Raw genomic sequence first — 18794 nt, 5'->3', positions numbered from 1 at the left:
TGGCCACCATCGACTACCGGGACCTGCTCACCCGGCTCGGGACGACTCCCGCCGAAGCAGGCGCCCCTGCCAACACCGCACAGCACGGCACCGGAACCAGACACGGCACCGGGACGCTGCTGTTCACCGGCCCCGTCACCGCCGGCACCGTCCGCAAAATCGCCTGCGACGCCGACATCATCCCGGTCGTCCTCGGCGGCGAGGGCCAGGTCCTGGACATCGGCCGCGCCTCCCGCGTCTTCCCGCCCCACATCCGCAAGGCCATCACGGCCCGGGACCGGGGCTGCGCCTTCCCGCAATGCACCATTCCGGCGCCCTGGTGCGAGGCCCACCACATCACCTACTGGTCCCGCGCCGGAACCACCGGAACCGGCAACGGAACCCTGCTCTGCTCCCATCACCACCACGTGATCCATAAGGAACACTGGAGCATCCAGATGCGCACCGGGATCCCCTGGTTCATCCCGCCACCCCACCTCGACCCAGCCCGGACACCCCGACGGAACACCTACTTCCGCCTGGAGTGACCCCGTGGCCGCCGCGTGACAGAAGCCCTGACGCCTGGGTGACCGTGTGGGTCGAACGGCAGCGGCCCGGACGGCCGGGTGGGCCACGTGACAGTAGCCCGGACGGAGGCGAGCCGTGCGGTTCGGGCGGCAGCGGGCTGGCCGCCCCGGGCAGCGGCCCGGACGGCCGGGTGGGCCGCGTGACAGAAGCTTGGACGGAGGCGGGCCGTGCGGGTAGGACGGCAGCGGGCTGGCCGCCCCGGGCAGCGGCCCGGACGGCCGGGTGGGCCGCCCCGTGAGCAGAAGCCCGGACGGCCGCAGCGGGCTGAGCGGCTCGCACGTCCAGGCCAAGGTCATGGCCGCGGGGGCAACCCCGAGCCCTCAGTCCTGGCAGCCCTCAGTCCTAGGAGCCCTAGGAGCCCTCGGTCTTAAGAGGTTTCCCGGGACGTGATCCCGAAGCTCGGAGACTGCAGCTCGGTGAAGTTCCCGACGCTGGCGCGCACGGTGCACTGGGGCGTGATCTGCAGGGCCGTCACGGTAAGCCCCGCGCTGTCCACCGCGAGCGCCCCGCCGCAGCCGTCGGAGAACCGTACTCCTTTCTCGCCGCCACTCACGGCGGCGAGCATCTGCGAGGGCTTGCCCGACGCGGGACTGACGTAGAGCGGGTTCAGCTCGTCGGCGCCGCCGGCCCAGACTGGCACAAGGGTGATCTTTAGCGGGCTAGGCGTCACGACGCGCGCCGGAGTATGCACCTCCACGCCCTTCAGCCGCTGGACGGTATAGGCCGTGCCCTTGACGGCAGGGTCCTGCGTCGCGGCCGTCGTCGCCTGAGACCCAGCCCGCAGCCACGCGTCGAGGGCCTGCTGGTCCGCGGGTGACACTGACACCTTGGCTGTGACCTGGGCTGCCCCTCCCGCCGGGACCTCCAACCCCGAGACCTTCCAGCCGCACTCGACGTCAAGGCCGGTGATCGAGGCCTGATTCCTGCTCACCGAAGCCCCGTCCCACGTGACGGCCGGGCACGCTTCCCCGTCGGCCAGGCCCGGGATCACCTCAAGGAAATCACCGGACAACGGCGCCTTCTGCGCCGCATACACCACAGTCAGGCGGACCTGACCGGAGGACGGCTCATAGGAGGCCTCCCGCGAGATTGTCAGGCCGGTCGGCAGCGCCGCGTCCTGAAGTTGCTTGGACACCTGGCCTTCCGCGGTGGGCCGCATTTGCTGACCCGAACGGGCGAGGACAACGAACCCAACGACCATCGCGACGACGAGCAGGGCTGCGGCACCGGCGAGCAGTAACGCTTTGCGAGTGCGCCAGAACGGGGTGGCGACCTGTTCCTCGAGCCGGGCCTCCGCCCGGGGCCGCACTTCGCGACGCGGGATTGGCCGGGCGATGGTGGCGCTGTCGGCCTCCCCAAGCTCGGGAGCCTTCCCGGCGTGGTCATCTGGCGAGCCTGACGCGAAGGCCGTGAGGTCCTCGTCCGTGAAGGCGCCCCGGACGACGGTGGCCGAGCGTTCGACGGCGTCGAAGTCCTCCGGGGCCTCGGTACGCGTGATCGGGCTGCTGCCGGCAAGGCGGGGTGCCAGACGCCGGAGCGTCGCCGCGGCCCCACTCGCCGTCGGGCGTTGGGCGGGGTCTTTGGACAGCAGCGAGTCGAGAACGTTCCACACTGCGTCGTCCACAGGGATCCGTGGCGGGCGCGAGGAAACATGGCGGTACGCGACGCTGAAGTCTGTCCCCGGCCCGGCGAAAGGAGTGCGCCCGGCGAGGAGCTCGTAGAGCAGAATGCCCGTTGAGTACACATCGCCCGGCGGGCCGGACCGGCCCTGGCTGATGAGCTCGGGAGGCATGTAGTGCGGGGTGCCGATGAGACCGGTCGTCTGGCGGATCTTCTCGCCCACGACGTCCGAGATGCCGAAGTCGGAGACCCGTACGTCGCCCGCGCCACACTCGGGCCAGGGGCGGGCGAGGAGAACATTGTCCGGCTTAATGTCGCGATGCGTCACGCCTCGTGAGTGCGCGAAAGCCAGTGCGTCGAACACTTCGGCGACGACGTTGAACGCGTCCAAAGGACGCAGCGGGCCCGCCTCCTTGACCGCGTCGCGCAGCGAGCCTCCCGCGACATAGTCCATGACGATGGCCAACCGCGCGCCCTCCACCACCATGTCGCGCACCGTGACGATGTGGGAGTCCTGCAGGCCAAGCAGGACGGATCGCTCGCGGACGAACCGCTCTACAAGCGAAGGATCGTCAGCGTGTTCCGGTCGCAGGACCTTGGCGGCAAAAGTCCGGCCGTCGGCCGAGGTGACGGTCCAGACCTCGCCGACGGCGCCGGAGCCCACCCGCTCGCCGAAGCGGTAGGACGCTCCCAGAGCCTGACCCGTCTGTGCGAATTGCATACCGTACTCCCCAACGCTATCGATCTGATTCCTCAAGGCCCCCGGCCGTCCACTCGTTCGTCCTAGGCGCCCGCCGCCGGGTTCAAACCTCGGCGTTCATCGACTGGATCAGTGCCAATTGCCCGCCGACGCCGACATATCCACGCCCGGCAGTCAGCGCCACCGGCGCCCTGCGCGGGAGTGCGGCGCCCAGCAGTTCGCCGTCGTAATCTACATCCGGTTGCAGCAGCACGCCCAGGCGGGATTTGCGGAGCGTCTTGGTCCAGTGACTGTACAGTCCCCGGAGATCCGCGGCCCGTCCGGCCGCAATGACGCACAGCCCCGGCTGCCCGGAGGTCACAGCCCCCGCGATGGATTGATCGGCGTCCTCGAAGCGCTCTGCGTCGTCGATGAGCAGGAACACCGGGCCGCGCTCGAGTCGCAGGGAGGCCAGCAGGGCAGGCACATCATCCGCGCCGACGGCCACGCGATCCAGATCGGCGAGGGCCAGGGGTGAGCGGCGATCGCAGATGCCCCACACCTGAGCCGGCCCGCGGGAGGTGGCCGCGCCACGCAGGGCTGCGGCCAGGGCCAGCAGCAGCGTGGACTTGCCCGAACGGGCAGGCCCGGCGACGAGCGCGTGCTCGCCCTCGTAGATCTCCAGGAACGCCGGTGAGAGGTCCGCCTCCTTTATCCCCACCGGGATGAGCCAAGGTTCGGCCTCCAGCCGGGGTTCCACGCCCAGCTCCAGCATCGTGACGTTGGCGGGCAGACGCCTGATCGCCGGGGACTTCGCGGGAGCATGCGCCCAGCTTTGCCGCACGCGATCCACCGCAGCCTCGACCCCGATACCGGGCGTGGCCACATGCATCTGGAGCGAGGTGCGGGGATCCACGCAGCGCCCAGGAAGCGCAGCGGGGATTTCCTTGCCCCGGACGCCGAGCGAGGAGTAGTCGTAGTCGTCCGCCAGCCGGAAGAGCCACTTCTGCAGCGTCACCTCGTTCATGGCCGAGGGCACCGCCTTGGCGCGTGTGGTGGAGACCGCGAAGGACAGCCCCAGCGCCGGGCCGTCCGCGTACGCCCGGTACAGCAAAGCCAGCAGTTGCTGCCCTTCGAAGTCCTGGAACTCGTCCCGCAGCGAGGCCAGGCCGTCCAGCAGCACCACGGCGCGGCGGTGCCTGCCAGGCACGGCGCGGCGGCTCTCGAGCTCGGTGTGCAGGTGCCGCAGGAACCGGGCCTGCTGCTCCTTGGCACCGGCCCCGGTTCCCACATACGCCACGGTGTGCGGCAGGCGTTCCAGGGCTTCGAGCTCACGGGAACCCATGTCGAGGATCATCAGGTCCAGCTCGGCCGGATCGGCGTCCTTCGCCAGCGTCAGCGCGATCGAGGCCAGCGTGGTGCTCGTGCCGGAGCCGGCCACGCCCATGAGCATCAGGTTCCCCACGGACATGTCCCATCCCGCCGCGGACTGGCGCTGCAGCTCCGGCTCGTCCACGATGGCCACCTGGACCGTGGAACCTCGGACGGCGCCCACCATCGGCAGCCGCGGGGGTGCGGGATCGGTGGGAGTGCCGGACGGAGCGGCGGGACGGCCGCCGTCGGCCTCCTGGAGGAATCCCTCCAGCTCCACACGCTCGCCCAGGGCCTCCGGCCAGACCTGCCGCGGCTGGGCGAACCCTGCCTCGGCGTTGGCTTCGACAACCGCGTCGATGAGGAGTTCCAGGTCGTTCTCGTCCACGCCCGCAGACCGTGGCGGCGCCGCCGCGGGAACGGGGACGCCGAACTGGCGGATCTCACGCACGTCCACGGCGGGCCCGGCGCCGAGCTGCGCCCGTCCGGTCACGAGGGCCGTCTGCACAGGGGTGATGTCGTCCTGGCCCAGTTTCACGAAGGCCCGGCCCATCTGGGCCCTGCCGATCGCCGAGGCGGCGGGCACACCGATGACGTTGTTGGAGTCGTCGCGGCTCTGCACCCGCAGGGCCACCCGAAGGTTGGTGTTCGCGAGGATGTCGTCGCTGACGACGCCCGCCGGGCGCTGCGTCGCCAGGATCATGTGCACACCCAGGGTGCGGCCCACTGCACCCACACTGACGAGCGCTTTGAGCACGTCCGGGAAGTCCTTGGCCAGCATGGCGAACTCGTCGATCACGAGCAGCAGCCGGGGCATGGGCTCGGCCGGGTTCGTGGCCAGGTAGGCGTTCAGGTTGTCGATGCCCTCGCCGGCCTCCGCGAAGACCCGCTGGCGGCGTTCCATCTCCGCTTCCAGGGCGCGGAGGGCCCGGTCGGCGAGCTGCTCGTCCAGATTGGAGATCGTGCCGATGGTGTGCGGAAGGCGTTCGCATGCCTTGAAGGCGGCCCCGCCTTTGAAGTCGACGAGGATAAAGTTCAGGCGGGTCGGATCGTTGCGTGCCGCGAGGCCGGCCACTAGCGAGCGGAGGAACTCGGACTTGCCGGAGCCGGTGGTGCCGCCCACCAGGCCGTGCGGGCCGTCCTGGACCAGGTCCAGGGTCAGGGTGCCGTTCTCCCCTGTGCCGATCGGCGTGGAGACTCCGGTGGGAGCCTGCCAGAGGCGACGGATCGTGGCCGAGTCCGGGCGATCGTAACCGAGGAGCCCGGGCAGCCGCACGAGCGGGGGCAGCGAGGCCCCGGGCACGCTCAGCTCCGGATCGTCGAAGTGCGCCACGCGCATTGCGCAGCGCAGGGCCTCCTCCTGGTCCAGTCCTGCCAGGATGACGTCCTCCACGCGGGTCAGGTTCTCCGGCTGGTCCACGGTGGCCGCGGCGTCCGCCCCGACCCTGATGATCGTGGTGCAGGAGGCCGGCAGCTGCTCCTCCGAGGTCGCGATGACGATGCCGGCCACCCGTGACGGGCTCTGCTGCGGGCTCCCATGGGCCCCGGGTACGGAGCGGCCCGTGCCGAGCAGCGCGCGTGCCGGTGAGTCCCTGCCCTCCGTGAGGACCTCGGAGTCCAGAACCACCAGCATCGCTGGTGTGGGAAGCTCCTGCACTGCGTCCTTGAGCGTGCGCAGCATGGCCAGGCTCGCCTCACGGTCCGCGGACATCCACCGCTCGCCCGTGCTGCTGCCGGCTTGGCGCGTGTGCGGCAGCCATGAAGCCCACTCCCACTCGTCAGCGCGTCCTGCGTCGCAGAAGACGCCGATGGCCAGGTCGGCTGGGCCGACGTGCACCGCGGCCTGGGCCAGGAGGGATCGCGCGAGCGCCAGAGTCCCCTCCCGCGGCCCGACGATACCCACCACACCGGCGTCGGTCAGGTCCACGAGCACGGGCGCGGCCTGAAGGCGCGCGGCCGCGAGGGAGTCCTTCACGTTCTCATCCAGCCGCGACCCGGCGGTGCGGTCCACCTCGGGCTTCCAGGGGACGTCACCTGTGCCGGCGTGCAGGGCCAGGAAGTCGTCCGCGTCGGCGCGGCGCTGCCACAAGGACGTGGCGGGGAGTGCGGGGCGCCGGACTACGGTCGCGGGATCGGGGATCATCCGATGGCGTCGTGCGGTCTCCGCCGCTGCGGCTGCGCGGATCTGCCGCTCGAATCCCTGGAGCGCCACGGCGAAGCGCTCGTCCTCTTCTTTGAGGCCCCGGGCGTGGCGGCGCTTTTGTTCGAACCACATGCCCACGGCCATGACCGGGCTGAGCATGGCGAACATCGCGAAGCGCAAGTCCCGCAGGATCAAGACCATCGCCGCCGCCATCACGAGGGGCGCGAGCACCGTGATGTAGCTGAATTTGCTGGCTGGCGGCACTTCCTTGCGGCTCGGCGGGACCAGGGGCTCGCCCGCCGCGGCCTGCCCGGGGCGGGGAGGCCGGTTGAAGGGCGCTGTCGCCGCCGGTGTGAGGTTGTGCAGGCTGCCGGGCGCCGGGGCGGGCGTCTCGTCAAGGGACCGGCGCAGAAGGAGCACCGCGCCGCCCGCCGTGATCGTGGCGGTTTCGGTCACCAGGACCCCGTCCTCCCCCACCGGCTCGCCATTGACGAGGGTGCCGTTCGTGGACCCGCCATCGAGCACCCGCAGCCCGTCCTCTTCCCGGCGCAGGCGGCAGTGGTCCCATGACGCGCTTTCGGTGGGAAGGCTCAGATCGGCGTGAGGGGACCGGCCGATGAGCATCTCTCGCCCGTGCGGAACGTCAATCACGCCGCCGGTGCGCTGGCCGCCGGCGAGCGTCACGCTCCAGCCGCGCACGCGCTGCGGAATCTGCCACGGCGCCCGCGAGATGCGGCTGCCCTCCAGGAAGATCAGCTCTGAGACGGGGGTGGAACCACGCACCTCGGCCTCGTTGACGAACACCGCCTCATCGGGTGCCAGCCGCGGGCCACCGGCGGCCTCCACGAGGTCTGTCAGCGTCGTGGCGGGCGCGGCGTGAGCCACGTCGCACTCAAAGCGACGCTCGTCCAGGTCGATCAGCACACGCACCGGGGCGCTCCTTCAGTGGTGGATGGTTCCCGCCCGCTCAGGGGCGAGCCGGGGGCGGGTGGTCAGGGGTTTGCCAGCGCCGGCACCCAGACGAGCCGCGGAGCGGCCTCGTCCGGCGGGCGCAGGCCCAGATCCTGAGGGGAAGCGTAGACCGGGATTGCCTCCGCGGTCAGCGCCGCGGAGCGCGAGAAATCCAGCGCTGGCCCGGCGAGGCCGTCACCAGGACCGAAGGACATGGTGCGCAACGCCGCGCCGACCTTGGACGGCTCGCCGCTTCCAGCCGACGCGGTCGCCCGTACGAGGGCGACGACGGCGTCGTGGCTGCGTGAGTCCGCCGCCCATGCGTCGGCGAAAAACGCGGCATCGCCCGTCAGGTTCTTGACCTTCGGGTCACCGGACGCCAGGCGCACGGCGGACAGGAATGCGGACATCCCGCGCCCCTGGGCGTCCTGCTGGAGCGCCGTGGCATCGCCGCCGGCCGGGGCAACGCTGACCAGCTGCCCGGAGGCGGCGCCGTCGAGCTCGGACAGCGTGGAGGCGAAGGCCGGGGCAGTGGCGCCGTCTGGAATGACCACGGGGACGGACACGTCGCGGGCCTGCAAGGCCTGAACCAGCCGGGCCAGCCGCTGCGGGGTGGCGGCCGAGACAACCACGGCGTCCGCGGGCTCGGCGACCCTAGTGGACCCGGCGCCTGCTGGGGCGTCCTCGGCAGGGGGGCGCAGCTGGTCCCCTGTTTGGATGGCGGCCTCCTGGGCCAGGTCCATCACCGCGTCGAAGCCATCGAGGTTCAGCGTCTGTGAGATCCCGACCGAGGCAGGGACCTCGCCGCCGTCCCCGACGAGCAGCACTCTGTTCTTGCCGTTCAGCGCGGTTCGAAGGGCGGCCGCGACGGATGCGCCCGACGGCCTCGTGGTCCAGGTGGCCTGCGCTGGGTCGGATGGTTCGGCGTAGGGCAGGATCGCCGGGAGGCCGAGCTCCTCGGCGGCCTTAGCCGCGGCCCGGGCCGGCGCACCCGTGGTCGCCACGACGACACCCGATGCTCCCTGTTCGGCGAGCGCGTGGACGGCGGCGCGGGCGCCATCTTCCGTGCCGCGGTCGTTCTGGGCTACGAGGGCGACGGCGGCGCCGCCCTTGGCAAAGCGCTGTGCGGCGACGATCGCGCCCTGTGCTGCGCGGTTGTACTCGGAGCCGGGCTCGCCGGACTGGCCGAGCGTTAGGACGACGCCGATGGAGAAGTCGTTCGGCAGGCCCTCGGCTTTCAGCGCGACGGGAACCGTCGCGGCTACCGGGTCGGGCCGTGAAGCCTCCTTGGGACGGCTCAGCGCCACGGTCGTCAGGGCGATCGCAGCCGCGAGGACGACAGTGATGCCCGCGACGATCAGGGTCGTGAGCCCGGTGCGGGAGCTCATGCGGTGCCGCCGATCTTCAGTGTGTACAGGGTCTGCGACGTGGCGCCGGCCGGCACCTCGAGGTGGAACGGTGGGAGTTCGTCGACAGCGGTGAGTGAGGCCTTGAACTGCGCCTGGCGCAGCAGCAGCCCCGCCACGTCCCTGGAGCGGATATTGGCATAGCCCTCAGCGTTCTGCGATGCCAGTGCCAGCTGATAGTCAGCGGTGTCGGCCTTGGCGGCGCTTGTGGCCATGGAGCCGAGCAGGCCGGATCCGTTCACCGAGCGGTCGCCCAGGTCGAGCATCACCTTGGTGAGGCTTGAGGACAGGAGGGCGCTGGCGCCCTCGACGTCACGGGTTGAGCCGGACGTGCTGGAGGCGATGTTCGCGAGCGAGGACTGCGTGCTCTTGTCCAGGGATGCGGCCAGCGCGTCGCTCTGCCCGCGCAGTTCGTCCCGCTGCTTATTCACCGTGCCCTCGGCGTCGTTCACCACCTCGTCCGAGGTGGACTTCAAACCGGAGATGGACCGGTTGAAGGCCGTGATCACGGCGTCGGAGCCTGCATCGCCGATCTCGGCGACCCGGCGCACTTGCTCGTCCACGGTCTTGTAGACCTCAGCGGCGGTCTCGGCCGAGACCTCGCGGAGGGACTTCTTGATTTTGACGCCGAGCCCGTCCTGCTGCTCCTTGAGCTTCGCGAGCGTCGAGCCTACCCGGCCGGAGGAGTCGATCGCCTTACCGAGCGCGGCGTCCAGGGCAACAAGTTCGCGCTTGTTGCTGTTGACGTCGCCCGTGGCGGCACCATCGAGCGCCTTCGTGGCCTTGTTGATGGCGTCCAGCTTGGCGTCGATGTCGTCGATCGCCGTCCCCAAAGTGGTGAACGCCTGGCCGATCTCCTCGTCCGGGGCGGTGGTGTCGGTGGCCGCCAGGACCGCGTCCCAGGCGGCCGTCTGGGCCTGGATCCGATCGTCCAGCGGGTCCTTGAAACCCAGCGGCGGGCGCAGTTCCTGCGCCGGGTTCCCGCTTTCATCCGTGGGCTCGCACGGTGCGGACGTCAAGTAGGAGCGCAGCCGCTCCGCCTGCTCGGCGGACAGTCGGCCCTCGCGGGGCAAGGCGCCGTCGGCCATCTTGCACAACTCGTCGGCGAGCCGCTGCGTTTGCTGCGTCATCGAGCCGTTCAGCAGCGAGCGGTCACCCAACTCGCCCCGGGCGTTCTGCGCAGTCTTCTTGATGTCGCCCAGCTTCTGCCGCAGGCCGTCGATGCTGCCGCGGACCGCAGCGGCCGCGTCCCGGGTCGCGTCGACGGAGCCCCGGGCGGACTTGATCGCCTCTTCCACGTTTGCGAGGGCAGTCTTGTAGTCTTCGGTGGTCTCGGCGCCGTCGAGGACCGCAGCGAAATCGGCGCGAACCTTTTCCAGCGTGACGGCGGCGGCCTCCTGATCCTTGATCGCGCCCTCGACCATCTGCGGCTGCAGGTCCGCCACGAGCTCGTCGCCCTTCGTCACCAGGCCCAGCAACGCACCCGTGACGGTCACGGCAGAGCCGTAGAGGGAGCATGTCATCGAACCCTGCTCCGCGCATTCCTCCGCGGTGGGGTCCTCGGGGCCCATGGTGGCCTTGATGGCGCCCGCGACGATATCCCGGCAGCCCGCGCTTACCTTCGCGTAGGCGTCGAGCTGCGAGGCCATGGTCTGAATGCTGGAGTAGACCGTGGCCGCCTTCCCCGATTTGGGCACCTCCGCGGTGCAGCCGTCACCGTTGATGGGAGCCGTCGCGGGCACGGCCGAGGTGTCGCCCAGCATCGCGTCCACGGCGGCGACGGTCAGCTTCAGCTGGGACGCGGTAGTGGACTGCGTTGACTTCGTCGCGGCCTCCAGGTCGGCGCCGAGAGTCTTCAGCTGCTCCTTCAGGTCCAACATGGTGCCGGCCAGGGCCGTGGAATTATCGCGCAGCTCGCCCGCCGTCTTCGCACCCAGGGTCTGAGAGGTCTCCTGCAGGTTCTGCCGGACCTCGGTGATGGTGGATCCGGCCTTGGTCAACACGGTGTTGACGTCCGAGACCAGCGAGATGGTGCGGCGTTGCAGCCCCATCTCGGAGCCCGTGCCGGAGGAGAACGCGCCGGCGAGCACGCCGTCCGCGCTGAGGTCGGTGTTGAGGCCCGGCTGCACCGCCACGTCGAAAGCGGGGACCTGAAAGTCCTTGACCTCAGCAACGAGGCGCAGCGTGGTGCTCGCCCCGGAACGCGGCGGGGCGAGCACGGTGGCCCACTGCACCACGGTGGCACCGTCCTCGGTGCTGCTCAGGACGCCGTTGGTGCCCGTTCCCCCGTCCGCAGAGCCGGCGGTGACGTCGTCGGCCCGTACACCGGTGAGCTTCGTTGAGGCGGCGATAGTCAGCGGGGCGCCCACGAGGGCGGTATCGGAGCGGGTTTGGCCCGCGGCATCGTACTCGACGACCCGCGGCTTGACCGTGAGGTTCTCCAGTGTCAGGTCGATCTCGACCGGCCCGGTGTGGCCCTGAAGCTCGGTGAGGTCGGAGCCGGACTTCTCTCCGGCCCGGTACTGCAGGCTCACTCGCACCGGCAGTTCGCCCACCGCCTGGGATGCGTCGTACTTCGTGTCCGCTGCGGAGGAGTCGCCGGCCGCTGACACGGAGATGGTGGTGCCTTCGATCGTCTCGACCCCGGCGGCCGGGGACATGCCCACGCGGACGCTCTGAAGGAGCTTGACCGGATTGGACACCGACTCCGGTTCGGGGGCCGGGCCGCACGACGTCGTCGCGATCAGCCCCAGGGCGGCCAGGAAGGCGCACAGCGCCCGGCCCGGCGCGATCCGGCGCCCCCGGGTGTGCTGGTTCGTGGTAGTCCGTCTGGGCATGATCGTCCCCTCTTCCGTTCATGGTGCCTTCAGCATGATACGGGGTTTCGCGCACGAATGGACTAATCGCGGTTTGCATGTGTCATGCGTATGACATGGGCGGTCATGTCCGGCCGTCCTAGTTTTTCTTTTTGTTGGATTTATTGACGTGTGTTGGTAGCGTCGGCACCGTCCGGTCGCCGGCGGTGCTGCGTCCGGCGGAGAAGCGGTTGTCTCTTGGGAGGAATTTTCTATGTCGCGTGTGTTGTCTACTGAGCAAGCGAAGGCTGCAATTGGGCAGGTGCAGTCGATCATTAACGGTGGTTTCACGGATCAGATCTCGGCGCTGGACGCGCAGGGAAGGATTTTGTCAGATCCGAATATTTGGGATGGCCCCTTGGCTGCGCAGTTCCGTGGTTCTACGTGGCCGGAGACGAAGGCTGCCTTGGATAAGGCCAAGACTGAGCTGGAACAGTTGCGGGGGCAGTTGCAGAAGATCTCGCAGGACATCTTCTCCGCTGGCGGCGGCGCCTGAGTCTGTACTTGCTGGTGTGAGGGCCGGGTAATCGCGCCACTTTGGTGAGTGGTGCGGTTACCCGGCCGATGCACGGTTTGGTGGTTTTTTTATGTTCCGGTTCTTGTTCTGTGGGGGGCTTTGGTTGTGACCGAGTTCGTTGAGATGCCGCTGTTGCCGGCTTCGGATGCATCTGATGGTGGGCGGTTCAGTTACGCCGTGGCCGGGTCGGTGAGGTCGGCGTTCGAATCGGCGGCGTCAAGGCTTGAGGAGCAGTCGGGTTCGCGGGCATCGTACGTCGCCTCAGCGAAGGAGGACTTCAAGGGGCACTTCTCTGAGGTTTTCGAGGCCAACGCTGCCACGGCGAAGAATGACGCAAACGCGTTGGTGTCGGCGTTGCGGACGGTGGCCGGATACGTCGGGCAAATGATCGACGCCGGGCATGAGGAGGACGCCCGGCGTGAGAAGAACAACGAGTGGGTCCGGCGGCATAATGACCGGAATCTGCTCGAGCAGGCCGGTGATTTCTTCTTCGGCGAGGAAGAACGGCCGGGCGGGGAACCGGGGAAGGCTCCGGTGTTTGCCCCGGCCGATGCCAGGACGGGATCGCGGAATACCCCGGCGCCCGGCGGCGGGTACGGGGGCGGGACGTCCTCGGCGCGTCCGGCTCTTCTGCGGTCCTTCGCGGCAGGGTCGCGGGGCCTGGACGACGGTTTGGCGGCCGAGCCGGCCTCGTTGCACGGGCATATGTCCTCCTTCGCGTCTGATTGCTACTGGGGTTCAATAGACGCGTCCGGAGTGATCACCGCATACCGGCGGTACTTGCAGGCGAACGAGAACGACGCGAAGTGGGCGGTAACGGTCGCGGACGCGTTTGCGGCCGCCGGCGGCGAGGGAAACATCTCGACTCTCTCGGATGCAGCCGTGAATGAGGCGTTGGCAGCGGCCGGCGTGAGCGCCAACCGGTCCGGGTTGGTCATCGATCCGCCGACGGCGGCGGGCGCGATGCCCACCAGCGGGTACGCGAATGATCCCGTGAACACTTCGACAGGAAACTTCATCGAGCCGGAGTTGGATCTGGGGTTCGCGGGGGTTTCCTCGAATCTGTTCTTGTCCCGGATGTACAACTCGCTGGCGTCCGGTTTGGAGATGCCCGGGGTGTTCGGTCCGGGCTGGGCCTCGGTTCTGGATCAGTACCTCACGGTCTCGGATGAGGGGTGCCGGTGGGTGATGGCCGACGGCCGCGCCGTGGACTTCCCCCGGGAGGGCACCGGCTGGGGCAGGGGTGTGGGAGAGAATTACTGGCTGACCCGCGAACCCGCCAACACGGCTGTCCTCACGGAGTTGGGCTCCCTGCCTGAGGGTACGGTCGAGCTCCTCGTGGTCCGGGACAACCAGGGCGCATGGTGGGCTTACAGCCCGACCGGCGTGTGGCTCGGTGCCGGCTCCGGGCCTGGCCGGACGGTGTCCGTTCTTCGGGAAAGGCCAGCCGACGGCGGTATTAGCGGACTGGTGACCCGGCTGGCGCATGCGCGGGGCCGTTTCCTCGACGTCGAGTACGTGGACGGGCTTGTTGCCGTGGTGCGGGCCTCGGACGGGCGCCGGGTGGAGTACGAGTACGACGCCGGTGGCAGGCTGACGCGCGTGGCAACCGAACTCGGGGCGCGCACCTACCGGTGGAATGAGCAGGGCCTGATCGAAGCTGTGGTCTCGGCTGCGGGCGTTCTCGAGGCAGAGAACACCTACGACGAACACGGCAGGGTTGTCCTGCAGACCTCCCAGCATGGGCGCCGGACCAGGTTCGCGTATCTGCCCGGCCGCGTCACGGTCGTTTCGGATGAGGACGGCACCCGGTCCAATTCGTGGATCGCCGACGCGAAGGGCCGCCTGGTCGGCGTGCTCGATTCCCATGACCAGCGGCAGTCCATGGCCTACGACGGCCACGGAAATCTGGTGTCGTTCACGGAGCGCGACGGAACCGTCACGGTGCACGCCTACGACGGGCGGGGCCGGAAAATCCGGACCGTGACCCCGGAAGGCGCGGACCTCACCTACGGCTGGGATGAGCAGGACCGCATCACCACGCTGGTGACGGAGTCCGGGTCGGTCGTCTCGTATGAGTATGCCGATGAGATTTCGCGGGACCCCTCGGTGATCGTGGACCCGCTGGGCGGGCGCACCGAGCTTCAGTGGCGGAACGGGCAACTGGCCCAAGTAGTGGACCCGGCCGGAGTGACGGTCGGCTTTGAGTACGACGGGTTCGGGGACCTGGTTTCGACCCGAAATGCAGTGGGGGACGTCGCGAGGATCGTCCGTGACCATGCAGGCCGCCCGGTTGCGGCGCTCAGCCCGTCCGGGGCTGAAACCCGATTCAGCTATGACGGTGCGGGCCTGCTGGTGCGGCGTGAGGACCCGGACGGCGCCGTCTGGGCCTTCGAGCACGATTCGGCAGGGCGGACGACGGCGTTCGTCGCCCCGGACGGCGGGCGGACCGAACTCGAATACGCCGTCAACGGTGAACTGGTCCGGACGATCGATCCGTTGGGCCGGGCCATTGAGCGGGTCTTCGATGAGCTCGGCAACGTCACCGGCGCGGTGCTGCCGGACGGCGCCCGGTGGGGCTTTGTCCATGACACACTTTCCCGGCTGGTCGGGATCACGGACCCCGCCGGTCACGGCTGGGGGCGGGAGTACGACAAGGTCGGCGCCCTGACCGCCGTCGTCGACCCGACCGGGGTCCGCACAGACGCGACCGCAGATCGCAAGGCCGGCACGGCCACCCTGACGGACGCGTTCGCGTCCTCAACTTTCAGCTTCGATGAGTACGGGCGCCCCACGCAGGTCCAGGGTGCGGACGGCTCCGCGGAGCTCGTCTCCTATGACGCGGCGGGCAACCCGGTGGAGCTCGTCGACGGCGAAGGCGGCCTGACGGTCCTGGCCCGGGACGTGGCCGGGAAGATCACGTCGATCACCTCCCCCACCGGTGCCGTCACCCGGTACGAGTACGACGGGTGCGGGCGGCCCTGGAAGACCACGGACCCGCTCGGCGCGGTCACGGAACTGGCCTACGACGCCGATCAGCGTGTCACCGCCCGGACGCTGCCCACGGGCGAGGTCGAGACCTTCGAGTACGACCCGTGCGGGCGGCTCCTGTCCCGCCGCGCCCCCGGCCAGGGCGTTTCCCGGTACGGCTACGACAAGACCGGGCGGCTGACCTTCTCCCAAGACACTTGGTATGGCACCCGCCGGTTCAAATACAACACCGCCGGGGAACTGACTGAGACCGTCAACGGCGTGGGCGGCCGGACCCGGTTCGAGTACGACATCCGCGGGCGCCTGGTCCGCATCACCGATCCCCTGGGCGGGGTGACTACCCGGACCTACACGGCTACGGACCAGGTCGATTCCGTGACCGATCCGCTCGGGCGGGTGACCACGGCCACCTACGATCCTGCGGGGCGGCAACTGTCCCAGACCGATCCTGACGGGCACACCACCACTTGGACTTACGATTCGGCCGGCCGGGAATCCTCCACCTCGTTCGACGGGAAACTCCTGGCCGCCGTCGAACGCGACCTGATCCGCCGCCGCGTGATCATTACCGATTACACGGGCGCCGACGGGCTGGCGGTGGAGCACGAGCTGGCGTATGACCGGCGCGGGCAGCTGACCTCCCGCACCCGCGACGGCCGCGGAATGTCGTGGGAGTACGACGCCGACGGGAACCGCACCGGATTCACCGACGCGCACGGCACCACCACCACCTACATCCGGGATGCTGCGGGCCGGGTGACCGCCGTCAGGAACCCCCGGCTCGGGGAGGCCGTGTTCACCCACGACGCCTCGGGGCGTATCACCTCCGCCACCGCCGGGGACCTCGTCCAGGAATGGGCCTACCGCTACGGCAGCCTGTCCGAGCACAGCCGCACCGACCGCAACGATCTTCTCTCGGCCGATGCCACACTGATCGGCCGGGACGGGGACGGCCGGATCACGGCCCTGACCCGCGCCGGTGCCGTGACCCGCTACGGCTACGACGGGGCCGGGCAGATGGTCTCGGCCGCCACCACCAGGAGCGGGGACCCGGAGGATTCCGCGCCGGCTTCCGTCTCGGAGTGGGTATACGACGCCGGCGGGCGCCCGATCCGCGAATCCACCCCGGCCGGCTCCCGGACCTACGAGTACGACGCCGCGGGGCAACTCCTTGCCGTCACGGACGCGGACGGGTCCCGGACGGAGTACGTCCACGACGGGCTGGGGCGCCGAACCCGGCTGATACTCCCGGACGGGTCCTGGACCGAGTACGCATGGGGCCAGACCGGCCACCTGAAGAGCGCGGCCGACCGCACCCCCGACGGCATGGAAACCTCCCGGCATGAGCTGTGGGTGGACGCACTCGGCGAACTCGCTGCCATCGATGGTGTGGAGCTGTGGTGGGACACCGCCAACCCCATCCCCGCCCTGGCCGGCTTTGACGGTGAACAGGTCCTTTCGCTGCCTGGTGGTGTCACCGGGATCGGCGAGGCCTGGACGGCGCCGGGCTGGCGCGCAGCCCGCCCCACCGACCAGACCGATCCCTGGGCAGTCATCGGCGCGCCGTCTATCCCGGACCCGGGTCCGGGCGGCACGCCCGGTGCTGGGGCCGCCGGCTGGGGAGCTGTGCCGGGGCTTGCCGGTGAGCTGCCCGCCGGGATCACCCTGACCGGCAACGGCGGCCTGGACATCGCGGGCCTGGAATGGCTCGGTGCCAGGGCGTATGACCCGGCCACCCGTGGCTTCCTCTCCACCGACCCCCTTTCCCCCGTCCTCGGCGCGGGCTGGGACGGAAACCCCTACGCCTACGCCGGCAACAACCCTCTGAACACCACAGACCCCACCGGGCTGCGTCCGCTGACGGATGACGAGCTGAAGGCCTACGATGGCTCCAGCCGGGGAGCGTTCGCCGCGGCCGGGAACTGGGTCAAAGACAACTGGGAATACGTCGTCGGCGGCCTGGCCGTTGTGGGCGGGGCGGTGTTGATGTTCGTCCCCGGCGGCCAGGTCGCAGGCTTGGGGCTGATGAGCTTCGGCGCCGACGTCGTGATCCAGAAAGCAACCACCGGGGAAGTCAACTGGGGCCAGGCCGCGATCTCCGGTGGCCTTGGAATGGTAGGCGGCGGTGTGGGAATGATGGCGGGCAAGCTCGTCAACAACCCCGTGGTGCGCATGGCCGTGGAAAATGGCGTTGACGGGGCGATCAGCGGGGCAGGCGGCTACCTCACCGGGCCAGGGCCCCACACTCCGACGGGGTTCATACGGGCTACCGCAATTAGCACTGGGACCGGAGCCCTACCCATCGGTGGTCGCGCGGGTAAAGTCGATGTCCCACCCTCGGCGACCACCAAACTCGGAGACCTGCCACCGACGCTGGAAGGAATGCGTGGTAATCCAGCCGCGAACTTTACAGACGGAGCCTACAAATCTAGATACCTTAGCGAAGATACAATTTTGTACAGGGGCGGAGAAGCCGGAAATCCGTGGGGTCGCTGGTGGTCCGAGGACGCACCGATCAGTGTCGAGCAAGTTAGAAATGACAAAGCGGTGTTGCCTGAGTGGCCTGGCGGCGGCAAGAGCCCCATCGATAGCGCTTTCATGGCTAGGTTCCCAGCCGGAACTGCTGTGCACGAAGGGATGACCGCACCGCAGACCGGGTTGGATGGCACGATTTATCCAGGCGGAACTCCCCAAGTCTATATTCCAGACGCAAGGACCGCGGGAGAAATTCTCAAAGAATGGAAATTGGATTAAACATGGGCACTGATATAGATACTCTGACACTCGATATGCTCAGGTTTGCGAGTCTGCTGAGAATTATGGAGCTCGCCAAACTAGCTCAGAATTACGAAGATCTCGCGGTAAAACTTCGCGCCGATTCGTCAACTAAGGCTGTGGACGAGGCGCGAGAGTGGGTCTTTGGGAGCTTTGGGCAGGGCAGCGGCAGCCTCAGCGACCGATACGTTTACAAGAACGGATCAGTCGATGATGTTCTCAACGCTGAATACGAAGAACTTCTTCAAAAGCTCACCGATTTTGCTAATGGCAGTTAGAAACTGCTCGGGAAAAATGTGCTTACCGATGCTGGATCTGAAATTCGACTAGCTCCTCCAATCTGGTCCTCCCGCGTCGTGCAGTAGAAGCCTTCGCTCGTCAGCCCGCGACGCACTTCGTCCCGCACCGGATCCGCAACATGCAGCCTCCGAGCACCATAGCGCGTGTGGGGCGCCGCCTTTGGAGGTGGCACCGTCGGCTTCGGTGGCGACCAACTGCAAAGCGGACTCGGATGGTGGGCAAAACAGGCCAAGAAAGGGTTGGCTGTTGTGGGAAGGAAAGCTGAGCATCCGGTAAGGAATGCTCTGATCCTTAGTGGCGTGCTCTTGAGCGCCACGGCCGCGGTGATCGTGCTCGGGCCTCAGGACCATGTGATGCAGGAGGTCGTTGCATTACTCGCAGGTCTGGCCGTGGGCGTGTGGTTGCTGCGTTTTTCGCCGCTCTGGCGATGGCTTGCCATGCTGGTTTTGGTGCTGGTCCTCGTCCTCTGTTTGGTGTTGGGCCCAGCCGGAATCGCGTGGTTCGGTGGGTTTATTTCGGGCACTCAGGCAGGACTGGCCTGGCAGCATGCAAGTAAGCGCCGTACGCCCGCTAAGCGGGCCCGGGAAACCGCAAATAAGGAACGCTGACGCCACCAACG

General features: G+C 68.7%; 9 protein-coding genes. 5 read left to right on the top strand and 4 right to left on the bottom strand.

Going from position 1 to position 18794, the window contains the following annotated elements:
• Positions 1–527 (top strand): HNH endonuclease (locus tag AC1D0A_RS18930; protein ID WP_476946530.1); only part of this gene is annotated, 527 nt, incomplete at its 5' end.
• Between the two features lie 407 nt (positions 528–934).
• Here AC1D0A_RS18930 and AC1D0A_RS18925 read toward each other — a convergent pair.
• From AC1D0A_RS18925 to AC1D0A_RS18910, 4 genes are all read right to left on the bottom strand, one after another.
• Positions 935–2908 carry a serine/threonine-protein kinase gene (locus AC1D0A_RS18925; protein ID WP_476946529.1) on the bottom strand — a complete coding sequence of 658 codons (1974 nt, stop codon included), beginning with the start codon at positions 2906–2908 and terminating at the stop codon, positions 935–937.
• 82 nt (positions 2909–2990) lie between these two features.
• The gene (locus AC1D0A_RS18920; RefSeq protein WP_476946528.1) at positions 2991–7310 is read right to left on the bottom strand and encodes an FtsK/SpoIIIE domain-containing protein; all 4320 of its coding nucleotides are present in this window, start codon (positions 7308–7310) and stop codon (positions 2991–2993) included.
• Positions 7311–7372: 62 nt separating this feature from the next.
• Positions 7373–8719 carry a type 1 periplasmic-binding domain-containing protein gene (locus tag AC1D0A_RS18915; protein ID WP_476946527.1) on the bottom strand — a complete coding sequence of 449 codons (1347 nt, stop codon included), beginning with the start codon at positions 8717–8719 and terminating at the stop codon, positions 7373–7375.
• On the bottom strand, positions 8716–11574 hold the full coding sequence (locus tag AC1D0A_RS18910; RefSeq protein WP_476946526.1) for a hypothetical protein: 2859 nt from the start codon (positions 11572–11574) through the stop codon (positions 8716–8718). Before AC1D0A_RS18910 ends, AC1D0A_RS18915 begins: the two co-directional genes overlap by 4 nt.
• Positions 11575–11806: 232 nt before the next feature.
• On the opposite strand from AC1D0A_RS18910, the gene AC1D0A_RS18905 reads away from it, so the two are divergent.
• From AC1D0A_RS18905 to AC1D0A_RS18890, 4 genes are all read left to right on the top strand, one after another.
• Positions 11807–12088, top strand: a complete 282-nt coding sequence (locus tag AC1D0A_RS18905) for a pyrophosphorylase (RefSeq protein WP_476944135.1) — start codon at positions 11807–11809, stop codon at positions 12086–12088.
• Positions 12089–12214: 126 nt separating this feature from the next.
• Entirely contained in the window at positions 12215–17854 is a 5640-nt protein-coding gene (locus AC1D0A_RS18900; RefSeq protein ID WP_476946525.1) for a DUF6531 domain-containing protein, read from the top strand.
• A complete protein-coding gene (locus AC1D0A_RS18895; protein ID WP_243181544.1) occupies positions 17839–18153 on the top strand; it encodes a hypothetical protein in 315 nt (104 codons plus the stop codon). The genes AC1D0A_RS18900 and AC1D0A_RS18895 overlap by 16 nt, the downstream gene beginning before the upstream one ends.
• A 165-nt stretch (positions 18154–18318) precedes the next feature.
• Complete coding sequence (locus tag AC1D0A_RS18890; protein WP_243181545.1) at positions 18319–18783, top strand: hypothetical protein; 465 nt, start codon at positions 18319–18321, stop codon at positions 18781–18783.
• Positions 18784–18794 lie beyond the last annotated feature (11 nt).

The sequence above is a fragment of the Arthrobacter sp. P1_D4 genome (assembly GCF_056406115.1).
This window is presented reverse-complemented; position numbering and strand designations above follow the sequence as displayed.

Bases quoted from the DNA above. Each gene is read 5' to 3' on its own strand.
- AC1D0A_RS18925 (WP_476946529.1), bottom strand. From the start codon at position 2,908: ATGCAATTCGCACAGACGGGTCAGGCTCTGGGAGCGTCCTACCGCTTC.
- AC1D0A_RS18915 (WP_476946527.1), bottom strand. From the start codon at position 8,719: ATGAGCTCCCGCACCGGGCTCACGACCCTGATCGTCGCGGGCATCACT.
- AC1D0A_RS18910 (WP_476946526.1), bottom strand. From the start codon at position 11,574: ATGCCCAGACGGACTACCACGAACCAGCACACCCGGGGGCGCCGGATC.
- AC1D0A_RS18905 (WP_476944135.1), top strand. From the start codon at position 11,807: ATGTCGCGTGTGTTGTCTACTGAGCAAGCGAAGGCTGCAATTGGGCAG.
- AC1D0A_RS18895 (WP_243181544.1), top strand. From the start codon at position 17,839: ATGGAAATTGGATTAAACATGGGCACTGATATAGATACTCTGACACTC.